This window comes from Streptomyces phaeofaciens (assembly GCF_014648915.1).
Lineage (GTDB): Bacteria > Actinomycetota > Actinomycetes > Streptomycetales > Streptomycetaceae > Streptomyces > Streptomyces phaeofaciens.
The window spans coordinates 574,913-598,862 of record NZ_BMSA01000001.1; the positions used below are offsets into that span (position 1 = coordinate 574,913).

The following is a 23,950-nucleotide window of genomic DNA, read 5'->3' on the forward strand; positions in this document are numbered from 1 at the left end:
CCGTCCGGTGAGGAAGCAGGAGCGGTGAGGACCGCGAGGGCAACGAGAGGAATGGCATGAGCAACCCGTTCGAGGACCCCGAGGGCGTCTACCTGGTGCTCGTCAACGACGAGAACCAGCACAGCCTGTGGCCGGACTTCGTGGACGTGCCGGCCGGCTGGCGGACCGTCCACGGGCCCGCTCCCCGCCAGGAGTGCCTGGACCACGTCGAGGCGAACTGGACCGACATGCGGCCGCGCAGCCTGGCCGAGGCGATGGAGGGCTGACCGGCGGCGGACGCGGGACACGACGAAGGGGGCCGACACCGTCGGCCCCCTTCGTCCTCGCTCACCGCTCCCGCGTCAGGACGCGGGCTGTTCCACCTTCGTGGCCGGCTTGCCGTCGACCGCCGCCGCCAGCTGCGGCACCAGCCGCTCGATCTCGTACCGCAGGCTGAGGACCGTACCGAACGACACGGCGCTGCCGTAGTCGCTCGTCTCGTGGACATAGACCTCACGGCCCTCGGAGACCACCTTCAGATCCTTGTAGGTGGCGTCCTTGTGCAGCTTCGCGGCGTCCTTGGTGACATCACCGACCATCCACACGATCGCGTCCTGGTCCAGCAGATCGGTGCGCTCCTTGCTGATGTTCGCGCCGAACTGATCGCCGATCACCTTGTCCAGATCCGCGGGCAGCGAGAAGCCGAGGTCGGTGAGCAGCCGCGAGCGCGGGTCCTGGCTGCCGAACACGAAGATGCCCTCGTACGGCGTGGCCATCAGGGCGCTCTTCCCCTTGAACTCCGGGTGCTCCGCCACCGCCGCGTCGAGCTTCGCCTCGGTCTCCTCGACGGCCGCGGCCGCCTCCGCCGACTTCCCGAGGGCCTTGCCGATCGTCTCGGTCTGCTCCTGCCACGGCACGCCGTAGTCGTTGTACTCCTTCGGCTGCGCGACCACGGGCGCGAACTTCGACAGCGACTCGTACTGCTCCTTGGTCAGGCCGCCGTACACGCTGAGGATCAGGTCCGGCCGGAGCGCGGCGATCTTCTCCACCTGCGGGCCGGTGCCGGTGTCCTTCAGGACGGTCGGGGCGTCCGCGCCGCCCAGCTTGTCGGACGCCCACGGGCCCACGGCCCCCTTGTAGCCGCCCAGCCACTCGGTGGTGCCGACCGGCACCGTGCCGAGGGCGAGCACCGAGTCCTGGTCGGTGAGACCGACCGTGACGATCCGCTTCGGCTCGGACTTGATCGTCGTACTGCCGAACTTGTGCGTGAGGGTGACCGGGAACGCGGACTTCCCGGAGGAGGAGGCCTCCGAACCGGCGCCGGAGGAGCCGGAGTCCGAGTCGTCCCCGCCGCAGGCGGCGGCCGTGGCGAGGATGACGAGTGCGGAGGCCAGGGCGGCGGCCGTCCGTGACGCTCTGCGGAAGCGGGGCATCGGTGGTCCTTCGGTAGGTTCCTGTGGTGCGGGGCGGTGGGTGTGGGGGAGTCGGTGGGGAGTTGTCGGGGCGTCGGCGGGGCGTCGGCGGGGCGTCGTCGGGGCTAGGAGACGTCCGGGGAACGGGTGTCGGACCACGCGTCCCACAGAGCCGCGTACGGCCCCCGGGCGGCCCGCAGTTCGTCGTGCGTGCCGGTCTCCACGACCCGGCCCGCGTCCATCACGACGATGCGGTCGGCGGTCGCGGCCTGGCTGAGCCGGTGGGCGACGATCAGCGCGGTACGGCCGTCCACGGCCCGGGCGACGGCCTTCTCCAGGGCGCGGGCACCGGCACTGCCCGCCTCGGCGGTGGCCTCGTCCAGGATCACCAGGGGCGGATCGGCGAGGACCAGCCGGGCGAGGGCGAGCGCCTGGGTCTGCGCGCCGTCCAGCCGGTGGCCGCCGTCGCCGACCACGGTCCGCAGCCCGTCGGGCAGCGCCTCGGCCCAGTCGAGGGCGTCGACCTGCTGGAGCGCGGAGCGCAGTTCGTCGTCGGTGGCGTCGGCGCGCGCGAGCCGGAGATCGTCCGCGAGCGGGCCCGCGAACACATGGGTCTCCTGGGTGAGCAGCGCGATCGTGCGGCCCGCGCCGGCCCGGCCCGGCTCGGCCGGCGGAACACCGCCCACCAGGACCGTGCCCTCGGTCGGCCGCTGGATGCCCGCCACGAGCCGGGCCAGCGTGGTCTTGCCCGCCCCGCTCGCCCCGACCAGCGCCACGCGCTCACCCGGACGGATCGTCAGATCCACTCCCTCCAGCACGGGATGGCCCGTCCGGTAGGAGTGGCCGACCCCGCGCACGGTGACCTCGACGTCGCCGGCGGCCGCCGGGCGGGCGGACACCGGGGGCGACGGCAGATCGGTGACACCGACGAGCCGGGCCAGGCCCGCCGTGGCCGACTGGGCGTCGTCCAGGAGGACGAGGGCGGCGTTGACGGGCGTGAACAGACTGTGGAAGTACAGGGCAGCCGCGGTCGCCGTGCCCAGGGACGCCGTGCCGTCGCCGACCAGCCAGCAGCCGGTCCCCAGGACGGCCGCCAGTCCGATGTACTCGGCGATGTGCAGCCGGCTGTAGAAGCCCAGCACGAGCCGCACCCCGCTCATCATCAGCGCCACCAGCGAGGCGGACCGCTCGGCGACCCGCTCGGTGTGCTCCCGCTCCAGCCGGAACGCCCGCACGGTGGCGCTGCCGCCGACCGTGTCCAGCAACTGCTGCTGCTGGGCGCTGCCCGCCACGCGCTGGCGCGCGTACAGCGGCACGGCGTGGGCCACGTACCAGCGGGCGGTGACCGCCTGCACCGGCACCGCCAGCAGCGCCGCCAGCAGGAACCGCCAGTCGAGGACGGCCAGCGCCCCGAGGGTGAGCACGATGGTCAGCAGGGACCGGGCGAGTTCGGGCAGGGCGCTGCGCACCGCGTCCGCGATGAGCGACACGTCGGCGGTGACCCGGGCGGTGAGATCGCCGGCACCGGCCTTCTCCACGCGCTCCAGCGGCAGCCCCAGCGCCCGCTCGACGAATCGCTCGCGCAGCCGGGCCAGCGTCGTCTCGCCGAGCCGGGAGATCAGCGACAGCCCGAGGCCGGTCGTGACGCCCTGGACGACGGCGACGGCCACCAGCAGCACGGCGGTGGTGGTGATGGCGTCGGCGGCCGCGGAGCCGCGGCCGGCGGCCAGGTCCACGATCCGGCCCAGCAGCGGCTGCACGAGCAGTCCGACGGCGGTGGCGGCGACCGTGACCGCCAGTGCGGCCAGCGCCAGGCGCCGCTGCGGGCGCACCAGTTCGGCCACGGCGGCGCGGGTGCGGGCGGGGGTGGCGACGGGGAGGAGCGTGTCGGTCCCGTTCGTGTCGGTCCCGTTCGTGTCGGTCCCGTTCGTGTCGGTCCGGTCGGTGTCGGTCCGGTTCGTGTCCGCCCCGGTGGTGTCGGTCCGGGTGGTGTTCGTGTCGCTCATGAGAGGACCGCCGTCCGGTAGGAGGCGCACTCATGGACGAGCTGCGCGTGAGCGCCGCTCGCGGCGAGCCGGCCGCCGTCGACGAGGACCACCCGGTCCGTGACGCCGAGGAGCGCGGGGCTGTTGGTGACCAGCACGGTGGTGCGGCCGGTGCGGATCTCCCTGATCCCGGCGGCGATCCGGACCTCCGTGACGGCGTCGACGGCGGTCGTGGGCTCGTGCAGGACGAGGACCGGCGCGTCGGCGGCGAGCGCTCGGGCCAGCGCCACCCGCTGCCGCTGGCCGCCCGAGAGCGAGTGCCCCCGCGCGGTGACGGCCGTGTCGGTGCCCTCCGGCAGCGTGCGCACGACCTCGTCCGTCGCGGACGCGGCGAGGACGGCGCAGACACGGGCGCCCGGGTCCGCCGCCGCTCGCGCGCCGGAGACGGGAGCCGGCGCGGCCGCGGTGACGTTCTCCAGGAGGGTCCCCTCGAACAGGTCCGCGTCGTGCTCGGCGACCAGGAGCGCGGCCCGCAGCTCGGTCAGCTCCAGCGCGGTGAGCGCCGTCGCGTCCAGCTCGACGGCCCCGGCGTCCGGGTCCGCGCGACGGCCGAGGCAGCGCAGCAGCGCCGCCGCGTCGGCGGGGTCGGTGGTGACGACGCCGACCGTCTCACCGGCGGCGACGGCGAACTCCAGCTCGCGCAGGGGGCCGTACGACAGTCCGCGCACCCGCAGCGGCAGCCCCGGGCGGTCGTCCGTGCGCGCCGGGAGGGCCACCCGCGCGGACGCGGGTACGGGGGACACCGCGCGTTCCGCGTCGAGCACACCGGCGATCCGGCCGGCGGAGGCGCGGCCCTGGGCCAGTTCGGCGTTGACCCAGGAGAACTCGGAGAGCGGGCCGATGAGGAAGAGGGCGAGCGCGACGGACGACACCAGCTCGCCGATGCCGATGTCGCCGGCGGCCGCGAGCCGTCCGCCCACCAGGGCGACCACGGCCAGGAACGCGCCGGTCAGGATGGTCACCACCGCGTTCTGCCAGGCCTCGGCGCGAGCCGCGCGCAGGGTCGCGGTGAGGGACTCCTGGCTGATGCGCCGGTAGCGGGAGACGGCCGTCGGCCCGATGCCGATGCCCTTGAGCACCCGCAGCCCCGCGACGAGGTCCGCCGCCACACCCGAGGCCCGCGCCGCCTGCTCCTGCTCGGTCTCGCTGCGCGCCTCCAGCGGCTTGCTCAGCAGATGAACGAGCCACAGCAGCAGCGGGGTACCGACCAGGACGAGGAGCCCGAGCGGCAGCGACACACGCAGGAGGACGACCGCGCACACCGCCAGACCGGTCGCCGACGCGATGCCGACGATCAGCGCCATCATGACGGCGCCGACCCGCTTGGCGTCCTCCGTCGCGACGGTGGCCAGCTCACCGGGCAACCGGCCTTCCTCCGCGCCGCCTTCGGGGGCGAGGACGCGTCCGATCACCTCGGTCCTGAGCCGGTGCGCGGTGGTCAGGGCGGCGCGTTCCCCGGCGCGCGCACTGCCGCGGAAGCTGAAGGAGAGGCCGACGTAGACCGCGGCCAGGATCCCCAGCCACAGCAGGAGTCCGGGCACGTCGCCGTCCACGACACCCTCGTCGATGGCCAGACCGATCAGCACCGGCACGAGTGCCTCGCCCGTCTGATGTCCCATGCCCAGTACGGCGCCGAGCGCCACATCGCGGCGCTGCTCGCGCACGGCGCGCCGCAGGACCTTCCGGCCGGGCGGGTCCGCCTTGCTCACGTATCCCTCCGGACCGATGACTCACGGCACTTGAGAAGCCTACCCACAGACTTAGGTAAGCCTAACTTCATTTTCTCGCCGGTGTCACGCGCTTGGCCGAGATCGCCCGATCGCGGGACGCGGGGTGGGGCGAGGCAGGTACCTCGGCGGAGGTCGTCCCGTCGTTCCCGGCACCGCCGGCGTTCGACGTGCCTTCCCCGGCCGGCCAGTCGGCGTCGGCCTCTCGCAGGCCGGCAGGGTCGCCTCGAGCCGTGAGCACGGCCCTCACGCCAGTGTTCGGACGGTCATGAAGGCGGCCACCGCCAGGAGCACGACGGCGAACACGCGTCGCAGCATCCGCCCGGAGACCCTGGCCGCGAGCCGGTTGCCGTCCCACGCGCCGAGCACCGCCGCCCCCGCGAACGGCGCCAGGACGCCCCAGTCGAGCCCCTCCGTCGTCCCGGCGCGCGTCGACAGCGCGGCCAGGGAGTTGGTCGTGATCACGAGGAGGCTGGTGCCCGCCGCCTCGCGCATCCGCAGCCCGAGCACCCCGGTCAGCGCCGGCACGGCCAGGAAGCCGCCGCCGACACCGAGAACCCCGGTCGTCGCCCCGAGCCCGGCACCGGCTGCGAACGCACGGCCGGGCCGTGGCGGCCGTACGCCGTCGTCCGGCGCGCCCGGGAACAGCATGCGGAGCGCGGCAGCCGTCGCGATCAGCGCGAACGCGCCGGTCAGGGCGGCGTCCGGCAGCCGTGCGGCGACGGCGCCACCCGCCAGGGCGGTCGGGACGCCGGCCGCCGCGAACAGCAGACCCGTGCGCCACCGGACCAGACCGTCGCGGGCGTGCAGGGTGAGCGCGGTGACCGAGGTGACCGTCACGACGAGCAGACCGGCGGTACCGGCCGCGACCGGCGGAACGCCCAGCAGACCGACGAGGGCGGGGACCGTCAGAATGCCGCCCCCGCCGCCGAGGGCTCCCAGCGACAGCCCGACGACGGCACCCGCGACCAGCGCGAGGATCAACACGCCCATGAGAACGGGCGGTTGTCCGCGAACGGGGTCACCATGGCCGGTCCGCACGGAAGACGTCGTCCACGGCCACCACGTCGCGGCCCGTGGCGTCCAGCAGCGAGGCGGCGACGGCCGCCCGCATACCGCTCGCGCAGTGCACCCACACCTGGCCCGCCGGGATCTCGCCGAGCCGTCGGTGCAGGGTGTGGACGGGGAGATGCACCGAGCCGGGGACGAAGCCGCCCGCCCGCTCGGTGGTCCGCCGGACGTCGAGGACGACGACCCCCTCGCGTGGGTGGATCCGGGCGAGGTCGTCGAAGACGGCCCGGGGGAAGGAGGCCGGCGCCTCGCCCTCGCGCAGCCATGCCGCCGGGCCGCCGGTCGCCGCGGCCGCGGGCCGGTCGATGCCGACCCGGACCAGTTCACGCTGCGCGGCGGCCAGTTGGCCGGCCGACTCGCCGAGGAGCGTCACCGGCCGGCCCCAGGGGATCAGCCAGGCCAGATAGGTGGCGAGCTGCCCGTCCGCCTCGAAGTTGTACGAGCCCGCGACATGGCCCGCCGCGAACGCGACGCGGTTGCGCAGGTCGACCACCCATTCCCCCGCGGCCAGCCGGGCGGCGATCTCGTCGGCGTCCGCCGACGCGGGCGGGGCCAGGTCGACCGGAGCGGGGCCGGCGGCGTTGGCGGGGCCCATGTGCGTGTAGTACGCGGGCACGTCGTCCAGGCCGGCCAGGAGGTCGGCGACGAAGCGGTCCACGTCGTGGATCAGCGCCTCGTTGGACGACTTCTGCGCGCCGATCGTGCCGCCGCCGTCCGTCGCCGTGGCGGAGGAGCAGAAGCTGCCGAACCCGTGGGTGGGCAGCACGGCCGTGCCGTCGGGGAGCGTGTCGGCCAGCCGGTGCGCGGAGGCGTGCTGCGCACGGGCGAGCCGCGCGGTGAGGCGCGGCTCGACGAGGTCCGGGCGCCCCACCGTGCCGATCAGCAGCGAGCCGCCGGTGAACACCGCGACCGGAGCCCCGTGCTCCTCCAGCACGTACGCGGTGTGATGCGGGGTGTGGCCGGGTGTGGCGAGCGCCCGCAGGAGGAGACCGGCCGCCGGGTCGACGACGGTGGTGTCCCCGTCGCGCACGGGGGTCCGCTCGAAGGACACCCGCGCGTCGGCCGGGACCAGGTACGCCGCGCCGGTCACACGGGCCAGGTCCAGGCCCCCGGAGACGTAGTCGTTGTGGAGGTGCGTCTCCACGACGTGGGAGATCCGTACGCCGGACCGGGCCGCCGCCGCGATCACGCGGTCGATGTCCCGCGGGGGGTCCACGGCGACCGCGGTCCGCGCACCTCCGGCCAGATAGCTTCGGTTGCCGAGACCCGGCACCTCGACGGTGTCGACGAAGAACACGCTGCCTACTCCTTCTCGCGGGGAAGAGCCGTGCCGAGAGCGGTGGTGGGCGCCGGGTGTCACAGCCGGCCGGTGAGCATGCCGTGCCAGTACACGGGCGGCAGCAGGTAGCGCTTGAACACCCACATGTCGCGGCGTTCCTTGAACGTGTCGATCAGCGGGAACGAGGGCCTGGGCCGCAGGTCGTAGTCGAACTCGGCGAGCAGCATGCGGTCGCGGGCGGTCACCAGCGGGCAGGACGTGTAGCCGTCGTAACGGTGCGTGGGCGTACGGCCGTTCATCACCTCGACCAGGTTCGCGGCGACCACGGGCGCCTGCTTGCGCACGGCCGCGCCGGTCTTGGAGGTGGGCAGGTGCGCGACGTCGCCGAGCGCGAACACGGTCTCGTACCGCGGGTGTTGCAGGGTGTGACGGTCGGCGGCCACGAAGCCGTGCGGGCTCGCGGGATCGGCGAGCGGACCGGTCTTGATCCAGTCGGGGGCGCTCTGCGGCGGAACGGCGTGCAGGAGGTCGTAGCCCAGCCGCTCCGTGGTGCCGCGCGCGTGGTCGGTGACGGTGATCTCGCGCCGGCCGCCGTCCACGGCGGTCATCTCCGACCGGAACCGCACCTCGACGCCGTAGCGGGACACCACCTGTTCCAGGATCCGGCGGTACTCGCTCACCCGGAACAGCGCGGCGTCCGGGAGGACGAAGACGACCCGGATGTCGGCCAGGACCTTCCGCCGGCGCCAGTGGTCCGCCGCCAGGTACATGATCTTCTGCGGTGCCCCGCCGCACTTCACCGGTGTGGCCGGCTGGGTGAAGACGGCGGTGCCCGAGCGCAGGTTTCTGATCAGCTCCCAGGTGCGCGGGGCGTACTCGGCCGAGTAGTTGCTGCTCACCCGGTCCCGGCCGATCGCCTCGTCGAGGCCGGGCACCCCGTCCCAGTCGAGCTGGAGGCCCGGGGCGAGCACCAGGTGCTCGTAGGCGAGTTCCTCGCCGTTCCACAGGGTGACGGTGCGGGTGTCGGGGTCGATCGCCGTCGCGGGCCGGCGGATCCAGTGGACCCCGTCGGGGACGACCGATGTCTGCCGGCGGCGCGAGCCGTTCAGCGGGGCCTGGCCGCCGCCCACCAGGGTCCACAACGGCTGGTACCAGTGGGTGTCGGAGGGTTCGACGAGGACGATGTCACCGACGCCGGCGCGGCGTAATCGGGCGGCGACGCTGACGCCGGCGCTTCCCCCGCCGACGATGACGACACGGTGGCGGCCGGTGGGGGAGGAGGGGGAGGAGGGGGAGGTGGGCATGGCCTGACTCCTTGTCGGGTGGGTCGCAGGACGACCGCTCCGGATACCCCAGGGGTGTCGTGCCCGGCGGGTACCGCACTGGTACTCCACTGGGGCGCAACATGTGTCCTAGATGTATGCCGGTCGGTGACGTCTTGTCACCCCCACCACGGCGGCTTCCGGACGCGGACGCACGGGCGGTCCGGAGATGGGGCGCGGGCCCGTCGAGGCGTAGAAGATGGGACCCATGTCGACAAGCGAGAGCGCTTCCGAGCGGGCGTACGCGGCCATCCGCGAGGACATCCTCAACGGCACCCACGAGCCGGACACCATGCTCGGCGAGGCCCAGCTCGCGGCCCGGCTCGGCGTCAGCCGCACCCCGGTACGGGCCGCCCTGGCCCGGCTCCAGGACGAGGGCTGGATCACGGTGTACCCCAAGCGGGGCGCGCTCGTTCGCGGCATGAGCGAGAAGGCCGTCGCCGATCTCGCCGACGCCCGGCTGATCCTGGAGGGCACCGGTGCGCAGCGCGCGACACCGCGCCGCAGGCACGCCGTCGCCGAGCGGCTGGCCGAGGACATCGACCGCCAGAAGCGGGCCCTGGCCGACGGCGACCTGCGTCACTTCGTCGAACTCACCATCGCCTTCCACCGCTCCTTCGTCGAAGCCGGCGAGAACCTGGTGATGCTCGAACTCCACGACCGGCTCGCCGACCGGCAGCGCTTTCTCCTCTTCAGCTACGGCGACACGCTTCTCGGCCGCAGCGACGCGATCATCGCCGAGCACGAGGACCTGGTGGCCCGCCTGCGAAGCGACGACGGGCCGGGCTTCGTGGAGGTGCTCCGCTCCCACCTGGGCGAGACGTACGGCCACGACCTGCGGCGACTCTGCCCCTGACGGGTCCTTCCGGCACGGTGGACGGACCGGGCAGGGGCATCGCCCTTCGGTCACGACGCGGTCGGCTCAGGCGAGGTCGGCGAGGTCCTCCTCGGTGAGGACGATCGATCCGGCGGCGATGTTCTCCTCCAGGTGGGCGAGGGAGCCGGTGCCGGGGATGGCGAGCGTGACCGGGGAGGAGGCGAGCAGCCGGGCGAGCGCGATCTGCGGCGCCGTCGCACCATGGCGGGCGGCGACCTCGGCCACCCGGCCGTCGGCCGGATCGCCGATGCCGCCGCCCAACGGAAAGAACGGCACATGGGCGATCCCGGCGTCCTCGCAGACGGCCGCCCCCTCCAAGTCGTCGCGCCCGGTGGCGTGGAAGCGGTTCTGGACGGCCGCGACCGGCGCGATCGCACGGGCCTCGGCGAGGTGACCGCCGTCGACGTTGCTGAGGCCGAGGTGACGGATCAGGCCCTCCTCGCGCAGGGCGGCCAGCACCTCGAAGCGGGCGGCGAGGGATTCGCCGCGCGGCGGTCCCCCCACGCCCCCGATCCGCAGATAGACCAGATCCAGGCGGTCCACGCCGAGGGTGCGCAGGTTCTCCTCGACCAGCGGGCGCAGGATCGCGGGGTCGTCGGCCGCGGCGAGGCCACCGTCGGGCGTACGGGCCGGGCCGACCTTGGTGGCGATCACCAGGCCGTCCGGGTAGGGGTGAAGGGCTTCCCGGATCAGGGCGTTGGCCCGTACCGTCCCGTCGCCGCTGGTGTAGAAGGCGGCGGTGTCGATGTGGTCGACACCGAGTTCCACCGCACGGCGCAGGACGGCGCGTCCGGTCTCGGGGTCACGGGCGGGGCCGTGGAAGGTGCCGGTGGGCAGGCGCATGGCCCCGAACCCGATCCGGCCGACCGGCAGTTCGCCACCCAGGAGGAATCGATTGCTCATGAACTCATCCTGGGCGGGCGGCCGTTCGGGCCGCGAACCCGTGGCAGCTTGCTGCCATCGGGGAGAATGGCCGGGTGACGGACATCGTGACGATCCGTGGTGACCTGGAACTCCTCACCCGTACCGAGCAGTTGTTCTCCTCGGTCCGCGAGGAGTTCGTCTGCGCCGCCCGCGATCTCGAGACCTGGTCCCGACCGGCGGCCCGGCAGGTCGCCGGTGGCCGGCTGCGCCGAGGCGGCACCCACCGGACCCGGAAGCTCTACAGCCCGTCCGCGCTGGCCGACGAGCGCGGCCGCGAGCACCTGGGCGCGCTCGCCGACCGGGGCGCCCAGGTGCGGATCGCCGCCACCGCCCTCCCGCACGAGACGATCGTCGTCGACCGCCGCTGCGCGATCCTCGCCGGTCTGCCCGCCCCCGGCGGCCGTGAGTACACCCTGACCACCGCGCCCACCCTGGTCGGCGGGGTGTACGCGCTGTTCGAGGCGGCCTGGGAGTCGGCCACCGATCTCGATGTGTTCCTGCGGGGCGAGCAGCCGCACCTCGACGCCGGAAGCCGTACGGTCCTGCGCGCCCTGGGGTCCGGCGCGACCGACGAGACGGCGGCACGCGAACTGGGCATGTCCCTGCGCACCTACCGCCGCCGCGTCGCCGAACTCCTCGCCGCCCTCGACGCGGACTCCCGCTTCCAGGCCGGGATGCGCGCGGGCGAACTGGGCCTGCGCGGCTGAGCGGACGACCGGGGCCGAGGCCGGGCGGCCCCTCACCGCACCCTGCCTTGTGATGCGGGACACATCCCATGGCGGTGGGAACTTTATTTGAAAGTTCTGTCATCTAGGGTGACAAAATCTTTCCGCCCTCAGCAGGCAACGGGAGCGTTCCTCCATGACCGACAGGTCCACTGCCGTGTCCGCGCCGGCCTCCGCCACCGCCGCCTACGCCCGGATCTACGAGGAGCAGCAGCCGCGTCTCGTCGCGTACGCCCGTTCGCTCACCCGGAACGCCTGGACCGCCGAAGACCTCGTCGCCGAGGCGCACTTCCGGGTGTGGCGGCGACTGGCCGAGGGGCACGAGATCGAGAACGTGCCGGCGTACCTGAGGACGACCGTCCGCCACCTCGCCTTCGCCTCCGGGACCGCCGTACGCGAGACACCGCGCGATCCTCAGAGCGACGAGCGGGTCGCCGCGGGGTCGCACGGCGGCGACCCCGCCGAACAGGTGGCCTCCGTCGATCTGGTGGTGCGCGTGCTGGGCGAGTTGCCCGAACGCTGGGTCAAGGCGCTGTGGTTGGCGGAGGCGGAGGGCCAGCCGCTGGCCGCGATCGGGCCCCAGCTGGGCACCAAGGAGGGTGCCACGGCCGTCCTGCTGCACCGCGCCAGGGAAGGCATGCGACAGGCCTTCCTGCGCACACAGTCCGGCGCGCCGGACGACCCCACGTGCCAGGTGCACTGGGCCCGGATGCCCGCGTACGTCCGGGGCGCCGCGACCGCGCGCCGTCGCGAGCTCCTGCTCGGCCACGTGGACGCGTGCGACGGCTGCCGCGAGCGGCTCGCGGCACTGATGCTCGCCAACGACCGGTTGCCCGCACTGGTCGGCCCGGCCCTGCTGGTCTTCGCGCTGGGCGCCACGGGCAAGTTCGTGTTCGGCTTCGTCGCGGGGGCGGCCGGCGCGGCTGCCACCGTGGGGACGGCGACCTCCGCGGTGGGCGGGCCGGGGGCCGGTCTGCTGCACGGGGTGCGCCATGCCGTGATCGGTGGCGCGAAAGCGCCCGTGGCGGTGGCGGCCGGCGCACTCGTGGCGGGCGCGGCCGCGGTGTGCCTCGTCCTCGTCACGCCCGACGGCGCTCCCGTACCGGCCGAGCGCACGCCGGTGGCGGACGTGCCCGCGGTCCAGGTGCCGGTCGACGAGGCGCCGGCCGACGAAGTGCCGGTTGCGGCGCCGTCGAAGGCCCCCGCCCCCGTCGCGGCCCAGGCCCCGGAGAGCCTCGTCCTCCCCGTACCGACGTCCGACGTCCGGGAAGGCGACCGGGCCCGCCCGGATCCCTCGGACACCACGAACCCCACGGAGGGCGGTGGCACGACGGACACGCCACCGCCCACCGACGGCACACCGGAGGAGGAACAGCCCGTTCCCCCGACCGACGAGGGCACCCCCGCACCGCCGGAGGAGCCCGTCCCGCCCTCCCAGACCCCGCAACCCGGGACACCCCCCGCACCGGACCCGGACCCGGCCCCCGTGGAGTCCGGCGGCGACACCGGCCAGGGCCCGGAGGGCGACGGGACCGACTGCCCGCCGGGCCACCAGAGCAACGGGCACGGGCACGGGCACGGGCACGGTCACGGGCACGGAGAGGGGCAGGGAAAGGGGCACGGACACGGAAAGGGGAGGGGGAAGGGCCACTAGCGTGGCCCGGGGACCGTCTCCCGTTACACGGGTTCCCGCTCGGCGGCCCGCTCCAGTCGTACGATCACACTCTTCGACGTCGGGGTGTTGCTGATGTCCGCGACGCTGTCGAGCGGTACCAGGACGTTGGTCTCCGGGTAGTACGCGGCGGCCGATCCCGGGGGAGTGGGGTAGCCGACGACACGGAAGCCGTCCGCGCGGCGCTCCGAACCGTCCGACCAGACACTGACCAGGTCGACGAGAGTGCCGTCCGCGAACCCCAGGGCGGCGAGGTCGGCCGGGTTCACCATCACGATGTGCCGGCTGCCCTTGATGCCCCGGTAGCGGTCGTCCATCGCGTACGGGATCGTGTTCCACTGGTCGTGCGAGCGCAGGGTCTGGAGGACGAGGTGGCCCTCGGGCGCCTCCAGCAGCGTGAAGTCGTTGGCGGTGAAGACGGCCTTGCCGCTGGGCGTGCGGAACACCTTGCTGTTGACCGGGTTGGGCAGCCGGAACCCGCCGGGCCGGCGCACGCGCGCGTTGAAGTCCTCGAACCCGTCCACCACCCGCGCGATACGGTCGCGGACGGTGTCGTAGTCGGCCTCGAACTCCTCCCAGGGGATGTCCGGCTTCTCGCCCAGGACCCTGCGGGCCAGGCGGCTGATGATGGACACCTCGCTCAGCAGGTGCGGGGAGGCGGGGGCGAGCCGGCCGCGCGTGGTGTGGACCTCGCTCATGGAGTCCTCGACCGTCATGAACTGCTCCCCGCCCGTCTGGACGTCGCGGTCGCTGCGCCCGAGCGTGGGCAGGATCAGCGCGGTGCGCCCGCACACGGCGTGCGACCGGTTCAGCTTGGTCGAGATGTGCGCCGTCAGACGGCAGTTGCGCAGGGCCCGCTCGGTGGCGGCGCTGTCGGGCGTGGCCCGGACGAAGTTGCCCGCGACCCCGACGAAGAGCCTGGCCCGTCCGTCGCGCATGGCCCGGATGGAGTCGACGGAGTCCAGACCGTGCGCCGTCGGCGCGGTGAAGCGGAACTCGCGGCCCAGCCGGTCCAGGAACGGCTGCGGCACGCGCTCCCATATCCCCATCGTCCGGTCGCCCTGCACATTGCTGTGCCCCCGGACCGGGCACACGCCCGCGCCCGGCCGGCCGATGTTGCCGCGCAGGAGAAGGAAGTTGACGACCTCCCGGATGGTGGGCACGCCGTGCTTGTGCTGGGTCAGGCCCATCGCCCAGCAGACGATGACGCTGCGGCTCTCGAGGACGCGCGCGTGCACCTGCTCCATCTCGTCCCGGCTCAGCCCGGTGGCCCGCAGGACGTCGTCCCAGGAGGTCGTGCGGATGTGGTCGGCGAAGGCGTCGTAACCGGTGGTGTGGGCGTCGATGAACTCCCGGTCCAGGACGGTGCCCGGCTCCTTGTCCTCCGCCTCGACCAGCAGCAGGTTCAGCGCCTGGAACAGGGCGAGGTCACCGCCGGGGCGGATCTGGAGGAACTGGTCGGCGATGTCGGTGCCGCGGCCGATCACCCCCCGCGCCTTCTGCGGATGCTTGAAGCGCAGAAGTCCCGCCTCGGGCAGCGGATTGACGGCGACGACCCGGCCGCCGCGGCGCTTGGTCTCCTCCAGCGCGGACAGCATGCGCGGGTGGTTGGTGCCCGGGTTCTGCCCGACGACGAACACCAGGTCGGCGTCGTAGAGGTCGTCGAGGCTCACGCTGCCCTTGCCGATGCCCAGGGTCTCGTTCAGGGCCGAACCGCTGGACTCGTGGCACATGTTGGAGCAGTCGGGGAGGTTGTTGGTGCCGAAGGCCCGCGCGAACAGCTGGAGCAGGAAGGCGGGTTCGTTGGCCAGCCGTCCCGAGGTGTAGAACAGCGCCTCGTCCGGGTGGTCCAGGGCGCGCAGTTCGCGGGCCAGGAGGTCCAGCGCCTCGTCCCAGCCGATCGGCTCGTAGTGCTCCGCGCCCTCGCGCAGCACCATCGGCTCGGTCAGCCGGCCCTGCTGGTTGAGCCAGCGGTCGGACTTGCGGCTCAGCTCGTCCACCGAGTACCGCCGGAAGAACTCGGCGGTCACGCGCCGGGAGGTGGCCTCGTCACTGATGTGCTTGGCGCCGTTCTCGCAGTACTCGTTACGGTGCCGCTGCCCGGCCGGGGGCTCGGGCCAGGCGCAGCCCGGACAGTCGAAGCCCTTCGCCTGGTTGATGTTGAGGAGGGTGAGCGCGGTGCGCTTCGGCGAGGTCTGGCCCAGCGCGTAGCGGAGCGCGTGCACGACGGCGGGGGCGCCGGTGGCCCAGGTCTTGGGAGCGGACACGGACAGCTTGTCGCGGTCCCGCTCCTCACCCGGGGAATCGGCCCGGAGTCCGGCCTCGGCCTCGTCGGCCTCGATCTCGTAGGCCTCGGCCTCGATCCCGGCCTCGGGTTCGCCCCCCGGCTCGGCTTCCGCTTCGGCCTCGATCGCGTCGAAGTCCCGCATCGCGTGTCACGCCCTCTCGCTCCTGGGCGGCGAGCCGCCCGGCGCCGTCCGCGGCACCCGGGAGCGGGGCGGCCGGCGCGATCGGAGCCGCACGGGCAGGACCTGTCTCGCCGACCGTTCCTCCCCACTCTTCGCCGCCGTGTCGGGCCCGGTCAAAGCGGAGTTTCCGATCGCACGATAGGCCGCGCCGATCAGTGCCCGGATCAGGACCGCGGCAGGGGGGATCATGGGGGTGTGCTGCTGCGCCAACTCGAATACCTCGTCGCCCTCGCCCGCGCCCGCCACTTCGCCAAGGCGGCGCAGGCCTGCTACGTCTCCCAGCCGGCCCTCTCCGAAGGCATCCGCAAGCTGGAGGAGGAGCTGGGCATCCCGCTGGTCCTGCGGGGCCGCAGGTTCGACGGCCTCACCCCGGAGGGCGAGCGGGTCGTGCTGTGGGCGCAGCGCATCCTCGCCGACCGGGACGCGATGGAGGACGAGATCCAGGCGCTGCGCTCCGGCCTGACCGGCCGGCTGCGCATCGGAACCGTCCCGACGGCGGCCACGGCCGTCGCCCTGCTGACCCAGCCGTTCTGCGCCGCCAACCCGCTGGCGACCGTCCACGTGTTCGCCGACCTCCAGGCGGAGGACATCGTGAACAGACTCAAGGCGTACGAACTCGACGCCGCCGTGACCTACCACAGCTCCGCCCTGGCCCACGGCTTCCGGTTCGTCCCGCTGTACCGGGAGCGCTACGTCCTCCTGATCCGGCGCTCCGCCACCGACACCGGCCTCTCCGACATCTCCTGGGAGGAGGCGTCCCGGTACCCGCTCTGTCTGCTGCACCCGATGATGCAGGGCCGCCAGGTCCTCGACGCGGTCTTCGAGGCGGTCGGCGTCTCGGTGACGCCCCGGGTGGAGACGGACTCCATCGCCTCCCTCTTCGCCCATGTCAGGGCCGGCCAGTGGGCGAGCATCGTGCCGCACGCCTGGCTGCACGTCTTCGGCGTCCCCGCCGGCATGCACGCCGTCCCCCTGGTCCGCCCCGTCCGCACGGAACGCATCGGTCTGATGCTCCCGGCCCGCGACCCCGTCCCCGTCATCGCCCAGGCCCTCATCGACGCGGCTGACCAGGCGGGGATCTCGACGGCACTGGAACGGCTGCCCGATTAGACTCTGGATCTTGGGCCTGAGCTTCAACCAAAAGTCACGGAAGAGCCTTTGGGCTGCCGTCGGTCGACTCGGGGGATCAGGAAATCGGGGGGACCGGACCGGTGAACGACGCGACCGAGGTGTTCCAGCCACTTCAGGCGGACGATCCGCACGTGGTGGCCGGCTACCGGCTCGCCGCCCGGCTCGGCGCGGGCGGCATGGGACGGGTCTACTTGTCGCACACGCCCGGTGGCCGGCCCGTGGCGATCAAGGTGGTACGGCCGGAACTGGCCGACGACCCGGACTTCCGGCGCAGGTTCGGCCGCGAGATCAAGGCGGCCCGGCGGGTCCGCGGCGCGTACACCGCCGAGCTGATCGACGCCGACGCGGACGGCGTACCGCCCTGGCTCGCCACGCTGTACGTGCCCGGACCGTCCCTGTCGGAGGCCGTCGCCCGGCGCGGGCCGCTGCCGGAGTCGGCGGTGCTGTGGCTGATGGCGGGGGTGGCCGAGGCGCTCCAGGCCATCCACGCCGCCGGAATCGTGCACCGGGACCTGAAGCCGTCGAACGTGCTGCTGGCCGCCGACGGCCCGCGCGTCATCGACTTCGGCATCTCGCTGGCCGCCGACGTCACCGCGCACACCGCCACCGGCTCGGCGATCGGCACACCCCAGTTCATGGCTCCCGAGCAGGCGATCGCGGGCGAGGTCACCTCGGCGACCGACATCTTCGCGCTCGGTCAGACGGCGGCGTTCGCGGCACTGGGCGAGCCGCTGTACGGTGACGGCCCCTCGGTGAGCGTGCTGTACCGGATCGTGCACGAGCGCCCCGACCTGTCCGTGCTGCCCGCGCGGCTCCAGCCGCTGATCGCCCGGTGCCTGGCCGCCGATCCGGCGGAGCGGGCCACCTTGGCGGAGGTCCTTCAGTGGTGCCGGGAGGGGCTGGGCGGGGACGCCGACGCGGGCGCGGGGCCCGCCGTCTGGCGGGAGGTCACCGGGCCGGAGGTGACGATCCCGGCCCCGGCCGCCCCGGCCGCGGCCGCCCCGGTCCCCGACCCCACCTCGGTGCACACGGTCGCGTTGCTCGCCCGGCCGCGGCCGGCGGCGTCCGACGGGGCCGGCCGGCCCCGTCGGCGGCGCGCCGCGCTGATCACGGCCGGTGTGACGGCGGGCGCGCTGGTGCTGGCCGGCCTGACCTGGACGGTCATGGACGCGACGGACCTGCTGCGCGACCGGGACGCGGGCGCGTCGTCGACGCGCGGTTCGTCACCGTCGGCACCCTCGGCATCGGCACCCTCGGCATCGGCATCGGCATCGTCCGCGTCGGCGTCGTCATCGGGATCCGCGTCGGCCTCCGGGACCGGTGGCGGGACACCGAAGGCGTCGAACCCCTCAGCGTCGGCGTCGCCGCAGGCCGAGGCGAACGCCGTGCAGTTGCTGGACGAGAAGAGCTCACTGTCCTTCGAGAACCCGGCCCGGCGCGAGGACCGCAAGGGGGACGTCCGTTTCGTCTGCGGGGACTACGACTGTTCGCTGGAGAGCGACACCAGCGTGATCACCCAGCTGGGCGGCGACCCCGGCGCCACCCTCGACACCTGCCGCGTGCAGCTCACCGGCGTCACGAGCCACGACCTCACGCTGGCCACGGCGGCGGCCGGCAGCGAGGTCTGCGTCAAGAACCCCGCCGGGGACATCGCACTGCTCGTGATCCGCATCAAGTCGACCGCGGTGCCGGACGGCGGGGCCAGCTTCGTCATGGCGGACGTGACGATCTGGCGGGCGGCCTAGAGCCTCTCTTTCGGATCCTGCCGGGGGGCGCGCCGGCAAGTCCCGCGGACCGGAGCCGGCCTGATCCGAAAGACAGGCCCCAGGGGGCGTCTCTTCGGTCGTAGAGGAGCGGGGAGCGGTGTCCGGCGCGTGCTCCCGGTGTGCCGGCGGAGCGAAGAACCGCGGCGGTCCGGTTGCCTAGACTGAACGCCGGGCACGCGATCGTTCCGGACGCCACCACGATCCCCCGCGACGGGAGGGGGACGTCCGGGTCCGGCGGAGGGGAGTGGGGCGCCATGGGCCGTGCGGGCCGGGTCACGTTGAGCGACGTGGCCGAGGCGGCCGGTGTCTCGCGGGCGACGGTGAGCTTCGTCCTGAACGACGACCCACGGCAGACGATCTCCGCGGCCACCCGCGAGCGGGTCGAGGACGCGGCCCGCTCGCTGGGATACGTCCCGCACGGGATCGCCCGCGCCCTGCGCGAAGGCTCCTCGCGGATCGTCGTGCTCACCGCCGACCGGGACTTGGAGAGTGGCTTCTCCCGGAGCTACGTCCGGGGCCTGGACGAGGAACTCGCCGAGCACGGCCACCTCCTCCTGGTCCGGCACGGTCACGCGCCGGAAGCCACCCAGCAGGTCCTCGACACCATCGTGCCGCGGGCGGTGCTGCGGCTCGGTGAGGCCTCCGTGCCGGGACACGAGCCGGTGGGGCAGGACGGGGAGAACGGTTTCGCGGCCGGCGCCGCGCTCCAGATCGGTCACCTCGCCGACCGCGGGCACACCCGGATCGCGATGGCCCTGCCGGACCACGACGTCCCGCCGGCGGAGGCCCGGTTCGGCTTCGCCCGGGAGGCCGCCCGGCGTCTGGGACTTCCACCCCTGGAACGCCTCGTCGTGCCGGGCCCCCGCGAGGCGGGCGCGGCCGCCGTCGCGGAGTTCCTCGCGTCGCACGCCGACGTCACCGCCTTCGCCGCGTTCGACGACGTCATCGCGTTGCGCAGCCTCGCGGCCCTGCGCGACCTGGGCCGGCGGGTCCCCGAGGACATCGCCGTGATCGGCTTCGACGAGACCGAGCACGGCTCCCTCTCCAGCCCCGCGCTCACCACCGTCCACCTCGACGCGGAGGCCCTCGGCCGGGTCGCCGCCCGCAAGGTCCTCGGCATCGACACGGCGGGCCCGGCTCCCGCGCCCGCCCGGATCGTCGTCCGCGCCTCGGTGTGACCGCCTCCGCCGAGGAGGCGCGGCCCGACCGCTCCGGGACGAAGGTGAGGGCTGTTCATCTGTGACAGCCCTGTGACGGGAGCTGTGGCCTCCGTCACGGCTTGTTGATCATGACTCGGTCAAGATCGACACATGCGGAGAAACTCTTTACCGGCCCGTGCGACGAGTCGGCCCGTCGTCGCGGCCCTGGCCGCCGTCGGCGCCGTCGCGGGCGTCCTCGTCGGCTGGTCCGGCCTCGACACCGTCAACGGATGCGGACTCGCGACCGAGCGCCACCCGTCCGCGACCGCGGCGGACTGGGTGCGGTACGCCGATGTCGTGGTCGTCGGCAAGGCCGACCGCGAACGGGAGAGCGGACGCGAGGAACTGGCGACCGGGCCGTACAGCCACCTGCTGGAGCGGACCGTCGAACTGACCACGCAGGACACGCCGTTCATCTCCCGCACCCGCTCCCACCCCACCGTCGGCGCCACCCTCGACTATGTCGCCCCGGGCTGGAAGCTGCTCCGCTCCGACGGCGAGACGCGCGTCGCGCTGCTGACCGGCGACGCCCCGCGCGTCGTACCCGGCCACACCTACATCCTCGCCCTGCGCTGGGAGGGGGAGCGGTGGGTGGCGCTCGGTGAAGGCGCGGTCGTACCGTTCGACGATCAGCGGATCGGACGTGGGGAGTGGTGCGGGCAGATCCTGGACACCGACGGTTTCGCCCAGGGCGAGCGGATCGGCCGAGCCGGCGACCGCAGCCTGGAGAAGACGCTGATCGGCCAGGGCGTGCCGGCCCTGAAGCGGGAGCTGGACCGGGCGGCGCAGAAGGCCTCCTAGCCGAGGGGTTCCGTGGCGGGGAGAAGCCCCCACCAGCCCTCCACCCCGCCACGAACCCGCCGACCGCCACCCCATGAACCCCCACTGTCAGGAGCCCCCGCCGTGCCCGACACCCCCGACTCCGGCGAACGGCTGCGCGCACGCCTCGCCGGTCACGAACGCCGCTTCAACGCGGTCTTCGAGGAGTACTTCGACACGCTGGAGTCCACCCTCGACGCGCCGTCGTTCAGCGGCTTCGTTCCCGAATGCCTGCGGCTGGTACGGGAGTTGTCCCTGCGCGGCGGCAAGCGGATCCGGGTCGTGCTCGTCCATGAGGCAGCCCGCCTGGTCACGGGAGAGCCGGTGGAGGGGCTGGACGACGCGGCGCTGAGCATCGAACTGCTCCAGACCCATGGCCTGATCCACGACGACCTCATCGACGACAGCCCCGGCCGGCGCGGCGGCCCCTCCACCTACTACGCCTACCGGGAGCGTTTCCCCGACCGCCCCCGGACGGCGCTCGGCCTCACCGTCCTCGCGGGCGACCTCGCACTGGCCCTGTCCCTGCGCGTGCTGCTCGACTCGAAGGCGCCCCTCCCGGTACGCCAGGCCATGACCGAGGTGCAGACCCGGGCCGCGGCGGACACGTTCGTCGGCCAGATCGTCGACCTGGAACGCGACGTCGGCCCGGCGGTGCCGACCGAGGACGTCCTGCACAGCGTCTCCGACTACAAATCCGCCCGCTACTCCCTGCTCGCGCCCCTTCAACTGGGCCTCCTGGCCGCGGGCGAGCAGCCGGCCCGCCATGAACAGGAACTGCGCCGGTACGCCCGACTGGTCGGCATCTGCGGCCAGTTGCGGGACGACTACCTCGACCTGTTCGGCGACGCGACCGTGACGGGCAAGCCGACCGGCACCGACATCCGCGACGGGAAGCGGAGTTACACCGTGGCCGCGCTGCTGTCCGCCGTCAGCGGCCCGGAGCGCGCCCTGGTGGAATCCGCGCTCGGCGACCCCTCCTGCACGGCGGACACGATTGCCGCCGTCCGGGAGATCGGCGTCCGCCACGGCGTGCCGGACCGGCTGCGGTCCGCCATGCGCCACCACGCGGAGCGGGCGGCCGCCGAGGCCGCCGCCTGGCGTCCCCGCTGGAGAGGCGAGGCGGTCGCCTTCTTCGAACGGCTGCCGTGGTGGAGCGTCGAACGCTCCCACTGAACGCCGGACCGCCGGCCGGCCCCTCAGCCCTGTTCGCAGCGGGCGCGACGCCCGACGCCCACCGCCGCCCCGTCGCGGACCGGCCGGGTGCCGGTACGTCCCACGAACCCGGCGGCGAGCAGCGCGGCCGACGCGACCAGTGCCGTGCCGCGCCAGCCCACGGTGTCGAGCAGCGGCGCGGCGAGTGCGGTGCCCACGGCGCCGAGGACGAAGTACAGCACCAGGTAGACGCTGCTCAGGCTGCCGCTGCGTGCCGGGTCCAGGGCGATGACGCGGCTCTGGTTGGCCGCCTGGGCGGCGAAGCAGCCGGCGTCGAAGAGGGCGAGCCCGAGGGCGGTGACGAGCGGAGCGCCCAGGCCGACGGCGAGCAGCACGGCTCCCGCCGCGGCGACCAGCATGCTCGCCACGATCACGGTGCCGGGCGCGTAGCGGTCGGTGAGCCGCCCGGTGAACGGGAGCGCGGCGAACCCCAGGAGCCCGGCGAGGCTGTACATCCCGATCGCGGTGGGGCTGAGCGAGTGGGGAGGCTGACCGAGGGCGAGGGAGAGGGCGACCCAGACGAGGTTGAAGGCGAAGTACCACAGTCCGCCGCACACGACCGAGCGCCGCAGCTGCCGATGCTCCCGCAGCAGCAGCGGAAGCGAACCGAGGGTGGCCAGGTAGCCGCGTGAGGACGACGGCCGCCGCGCGGGCAGGAGGCGCGCGGCGCCGATCCCGCCCAGCAGCACGAGCCCGGCGAAGACGAGCAGCATCCGGCGCCAGCCGAGGGCGTCGGCGAGGATCCCGCCGGCCAGTCGGCTGAGCAGGATGCCGGCCGACATGCCGGCGGCCACGGTGGCCACGGCGGTGGCGCGGCGTTCGGGCGGGGCGTGACGGCCCGCGATACTGCCCGCCTGCGCCGCGACACCGGCCGTGGCACCGATGACCAGGTAGGCGACCAGCAGCACGGCCGCCCCGGGGGCCGTCGCCGCCAGCACGAGCGCGGCGGCCAGGACGCCGAGCTGCCCGGAGATCAGACGATGGGGTGCCACCTGGTCGACGAGCGGGAGCAGCAGGGCGAAGCCCGCGGTGCAGCCGATCAGCGCGGCGCTCGGCACGAGCCCGATCACGGACGGCGAGACGCCGAGTTGTCCGGCGACATCGGTGAGTGCGGGCTGGATGGCGTAGTTGTTCGCGATGGCCGTACCGGCGACGGCGGCGAGCAGGAACGTACGGCCTCGGCCGGCTGCCCGTCTCACGGCCGCTCGCCCCGGACGAGGACGACGGCGTACCGGCACTCGGCGTCGCTGTCGTTGGCGAACGTGCAGGGCACCGGCTCGCCCAGTTCGATCGTGTCGCCCGCGCCGAGTTCGTGCACCGTGTCCCCCTCGTGGAAGGTCAGCCGCCCGTCGAGCACCCAGACGATCTGCCGTACGAAGGCGAAGGCCGCGGCCGGATACGGCACCCGGGCGCCGACCGGCAGCCGGACCTCGGCGATCTCCGCGGGGAAGCGCGGGCCGGTGATCTGCCGCCGCCTGTACCCGGTGGCCGGGTCACGCCACTCGGGGGTGTCGGCGTGCCGGCGTACCCCCGCCGGGTCGTCCGCGTCGCCGCTCGGTGCTCCCTCGGCGAGGGCCATCAGCGAGGACACGCTCAGCTGGAAGGCGGCGGAGAGCTTGCCGAGCACGACGGCGGTGGGGCTGCTCTCCCCACGCTCGATCCGGCTGATCATGGCCTGCGAGACACCGGAGGCGTCCGCGAGCTGCGCCAGGGTCCACCGGCGCCGCTCCCGCTCGGTGCGGACACGTGCGGCGATCCGGCCGATCAGGGGATCTACTATGTTGGACATGAATCCAATATACGAGAAGCGCGCGGTGGCGGTCCGCCCGGCCGGCGCCGAGGACGCGGCGGACGTCCTCGCCATTCGCAACCACGCGATCGAGCACTCGACGGCACTGTGGACGCAGACCCCGCAGACACCCGCCGAGGGCGCCGTCTGGCTCGCCGCCCATCTGAGGCGCGGCTCGGCGTTCGTCGCCGAGGCGGAGGGCGAGGTCGTCGGCTTCGCGGTCTACGGCCCGTGGCGGGACTACGACGGCTACCGCCACACCGTGGAGAACTCGGTCTACGTCCGCGAGGGCCGCCATGGACTCGGTGTCGGTACGGCATTGATGGCCGCCCTCGTCGCCGGGGCGCGCGAGGCCGGTCTGCACGTCATGATCGCGGGCATCGAGGCCGGCAACGCCGCGTCCGTCCGGCTGCACGAACGGTTCGGCTTCCAGCACGTCGGCACCATTCCGGAGGCCGGGACCAAGTTCGGCCGCTGGCTCGACCTGACGCTCATGAGCCTGCGGCTGTCCTGAACGCCCGACCGGCCTC

20 protein-coding genes are annotated in these 23,950 nt (G+C 73.7%); 10 read left to right on the forward strand and 10 right to left on the reverse strand.

The window, feature by feature from the left end:
• Positions 1 to 56 precede the first annotated feature (56 nt).
• Complete coding sequence (locus IE275_RS02350) at positions 57 to 266, forward strand: MbtH family protein (RefSeq protein WP_189706887.1); 210 nt, start codon at positions 57 to 59, stop codon at positions 264 to 266.
• Positions 267 to 341: 75 nt separating this feature from the next.
• Here IE275_RS02350 and IE275_RS02355 read toward each other — a convergent pair whose 3' ends face one another.
• The 6 genes from IE275_RS02355 to IE275_RS02380 form a co-directional block, all read right to left on the reverse strand.
• Entirely contained in the window at positions 342 to 1,412 is a 1,071-nt protein-coding gene (locus IE275_RS02355; RefSeq protein WP_189706889.1) for an iron-siderophore ABC transporter substrate-binding protein, read from the reverse strand.
• A 104-nt stretch (positions 1,413 to 1,516) separates the two neighbouring features.
• Positions 1,517 to 3,397 (reverse strand): ABC transporter ATP-binding protein, encoded by a 1,881-nt coding sequence (locus IE275_RS02360; protein ID WP_189706891.1) that lies wholly within the window; start codon positions 3,395 to 3,397, stop codon positions 1,517 to 1,519.
• Positions 3,394 to 5,145, reverse strand: a complete 1,752-nt coding sequence (locus tag IE275_RS02365; protein ID WP_189706893.1) for an ABC transporter ATP-binding protein — start codon at positions 5,143 to 5,145, stop codon at positions 3,394 to 3,396. Before IE275_RS02365 ends, IE275_RS02360 begins: the two co-directional genes overlap by 4 nt.
• A 264-nt stretch (positions 5,146 to 5,409) precedes the next feature.
• The gene (locus tag IE275_RS02370; RefSeq protein WP_189706895.1) at positions 5,410 to 6,156 is read right to left on the reverse strand and encodes a sulfite exporter TauE/SafE family protein; all 747 of its coding nucleotides are present in this window, start codon (positions 6,154 to 6,156) and stop codon (positions 5,410 to 5,412) included.
• Positions 6,157 to 6,184: 28 nt separating this feature from the next.
• Positions 6,185 to 7,531, reverse strand: coding sequence for an MBL fold metallo-hydrolase (locus IE275_RS02375; protein ID WP_189706898.1), 1,347 nt, complete (start codon positions 7,529 to 7,531; stop codon positions 6,185 to 6,187).
• Positions 7,532 to 7,590: 59 nt separating this feature from the next.
• Complete coding sequence (locus IE275_RS02380; protein ID WP_189706900.1) at positions 7,591 to 8,817, reverse strand: NAD(P)/FAD-dependent oxidoreductase; 1,227 nt, start codon at positions 8,815 to 8,817, stop codon at positions 7,591 to 7,593.
• Positions 8,818 to 9,043: 226 nt separating this feature from the next.
• On the opposite strand from IE275_RS02380, the gene IE275_RS02385 reads away from it, so the two are divergent.
• Positions 9,044 to 9,691, forward strand: coding sequence for a GntR family transcriptional regulator (locus IE275_RS02385; RefSeq protein ID WP_189706902.1), 648 nt, complete (start codon positions 9,044 to 9,046; stop codon positions 9,689 to 9,691).
• Between the two features lie 66 nt (positions 9,692 to 9,757).
• Here IE275_RS02385 and IE275_RS02390 read toward each other — a convergent pair whose 3' ends face one another.
• Positions 9,758 to 10,615 carry an aldo/keto reductase gene (locus tag IE275_RS02390; protein WP_189706904.1) on the reverse strand — a complete coding sequence of 286 codons (858 nt, stop codon included), beginning with the start codon at positions 10,613 to 10,615 and terminating at the stop codon, positions 9,758 to 9,760.
• Between the two features lie 74 nt (positions 10,616 to 10,689).
• On the opposite strand from IE275_RS02390, the gene IE275_RS02395 reads away from it, so the two are divergent.
• Entirely contained in the window at positions 10,690 to 11,343 is a 654-nt protein-coding gene (locus tag IE275_RS02395; protein WP_308435629.1) for a helix-turn-helix domain-containing protein, read from the forward strand.
• A gap of 154 nt (positions 11,344 to 11,497) precedes the next feature.
• Positions 11,498 to 13,015 carry a sigma factor gene (locus IE275_RS02400; protein WP_189706906.1) on the forward strand — a complete coding sequence of 506 codons (1,518 nt, stop codon included), beginning with the start codon at positions 11,498 to 11,500 and terminating at the stop codon, positions 13,013 to 13,015.
• A 23-nt stretch (positions 13,016 to 13,038) separates the two neighbouring features.
• Here IE275_RS02400 and IE275_RS02405 read toward each other — a convergent pair whose 3' ends face one another.
• Positions 13,039 to 15,462 carry an FdhF/YdeP family oxidoreductase gene (locus IE275_RS02405; RefSeq protein WP_229870053.1) on the reverse strand — a complete coding sequence of 808 codons (2,424 nt, stop codon included), beginning with the start codon at positions 15,460 to 15,462 and terminating at the stop codon, positions 13,039 to 13,041.
• Positions 15,463 to 15,696: 234 nt separating this feature from the next.
• Here IE275_RS02405 and IE275_RS02410 point away from each other — a divergent pair, with 234 nt between their 5' ends.
• The 5 genes from IE275_RS02410 (at position 15,697) to IE275_RS02430 (ending at position 21,592) form a co-directional block, all read left to right on the forward strand.
• The gene (locus tag IE275_RS02410) at positions 15,697 to 16,611 is read left to right on the forward strand and encodes a LysR family transcriptional regulator (protein ID WP_189706908.1); all 915 of its coding nucleotides are present in this window, start codon (positions 15,697 to 15,699) and stop codon (positions 16,609 to 16,611) included.
• A 101-nt stretch (positions 16,612 to 16,712) separates the two neighbouring features.
• Positions 16,713 to 18,377, forward strand: a complete 1,665-nt coding sequence (locus IE275_RS02415) for a serine/threonine-protein kinase (RefSeq protein WP_189706909.1) — start codon at positions 16,713 to 16,715, stop codon at positions 18,375 to 18,377.
• Positions 18,378 to 18,652: 275 nt separating this feature from the next.
• The gene (locus tag IE275_RS02420; RefSeq protein WP_189706912.1) at positions 18,653 to 19,576 is read left to right on the forward strand and encodes a LacI family DNA-binding transcriptional regulator; all 924 of its coding nucleotides are present in this window, start codon (positions 18,653 to 18,655) and stop codon (positions 19,574 to 19,576) included.
• A 132-nt stretch (positions 19,577 to 19,708) separates the two neighbouring features.
• Complete coding sequence (locus tag IE275_RS02425) at positions 19,709 to 20,398, forward strand: hypothetical protein (RefSeq protein WP_189706914.1); 690 nt, start codon at positions 19,709 to 19,711, stop codon at positions 20,396 to 20,398.
• A gap of 102 nt (positions 20,399 to 20,500) precedes the next feature.
• Positions 20,501 to 21,592 (forward strand): polyprenyl synthetase family protein, encoded by a 1,092-nt coding sequence (locus IE275_RS02430; protein ID WP_189706916.1) that lies wholly within the window; start codon positions 20,501 to 20,503, stop codon positions 21,590 to 21,592.
• A 23-nt stretch (positions 21,593 to 21,615) separates the two neighbouring features.
• Here IE275_RS02430 and IE275_RS02435 read toward each other — a convergent pair whose 3' ends face one another.
• Both IE275_RS02435 and IE275_RS02440 read right to left on the reverse strand, forming a co-directional pair.
• Complete coding sequence (locus IE275_RS02435; protein WP_189706917.1) at positions 21,616 to 22,830, reverse strand: MFS transporter; 1,215 nt, start codon at positions 22,828 to 22,830, stop codon at positions 21,616 to 21,618.
• The gene (locus IE275_RS02440; protein ID WP_189706919.1) at positions 22,827 to 23,420 is read right to left on the reverse strand and encodes a helix-turn-helix domain-containing protein; all 594 of its coding nucleotides are present in this window, start codon (positions 23,418 to 23,420) and stop codon (positions 22,827 to 22,829) included. The genes IE275_RS02435 and IE275_RS02440 overlap by 4 nt, the downstream gene beginning before the upstream one ends.
• Here IE275_RS02440 and IE275_RS02445 point away from each other — a divergent pair.
• Positions 23,419 to 23,934 carry a GNAT family N-acetyltransferase gene (locus IE275_RS02445; protein WP_189706921.1) on the forward strand — a complete coding sequence of 172 codons (516 nt, stop codon included), beginning with the start codon at positions 23,419 to 23,421 and terminating at the stop codon, positions 23,932 to 23,934. The genes IE275_RS02440 and IE275_RS02445 overlap by 2 nt on opposite strands.
• Positions 23,935 to 23,950 lie beyond the last annotated feature (16 nt).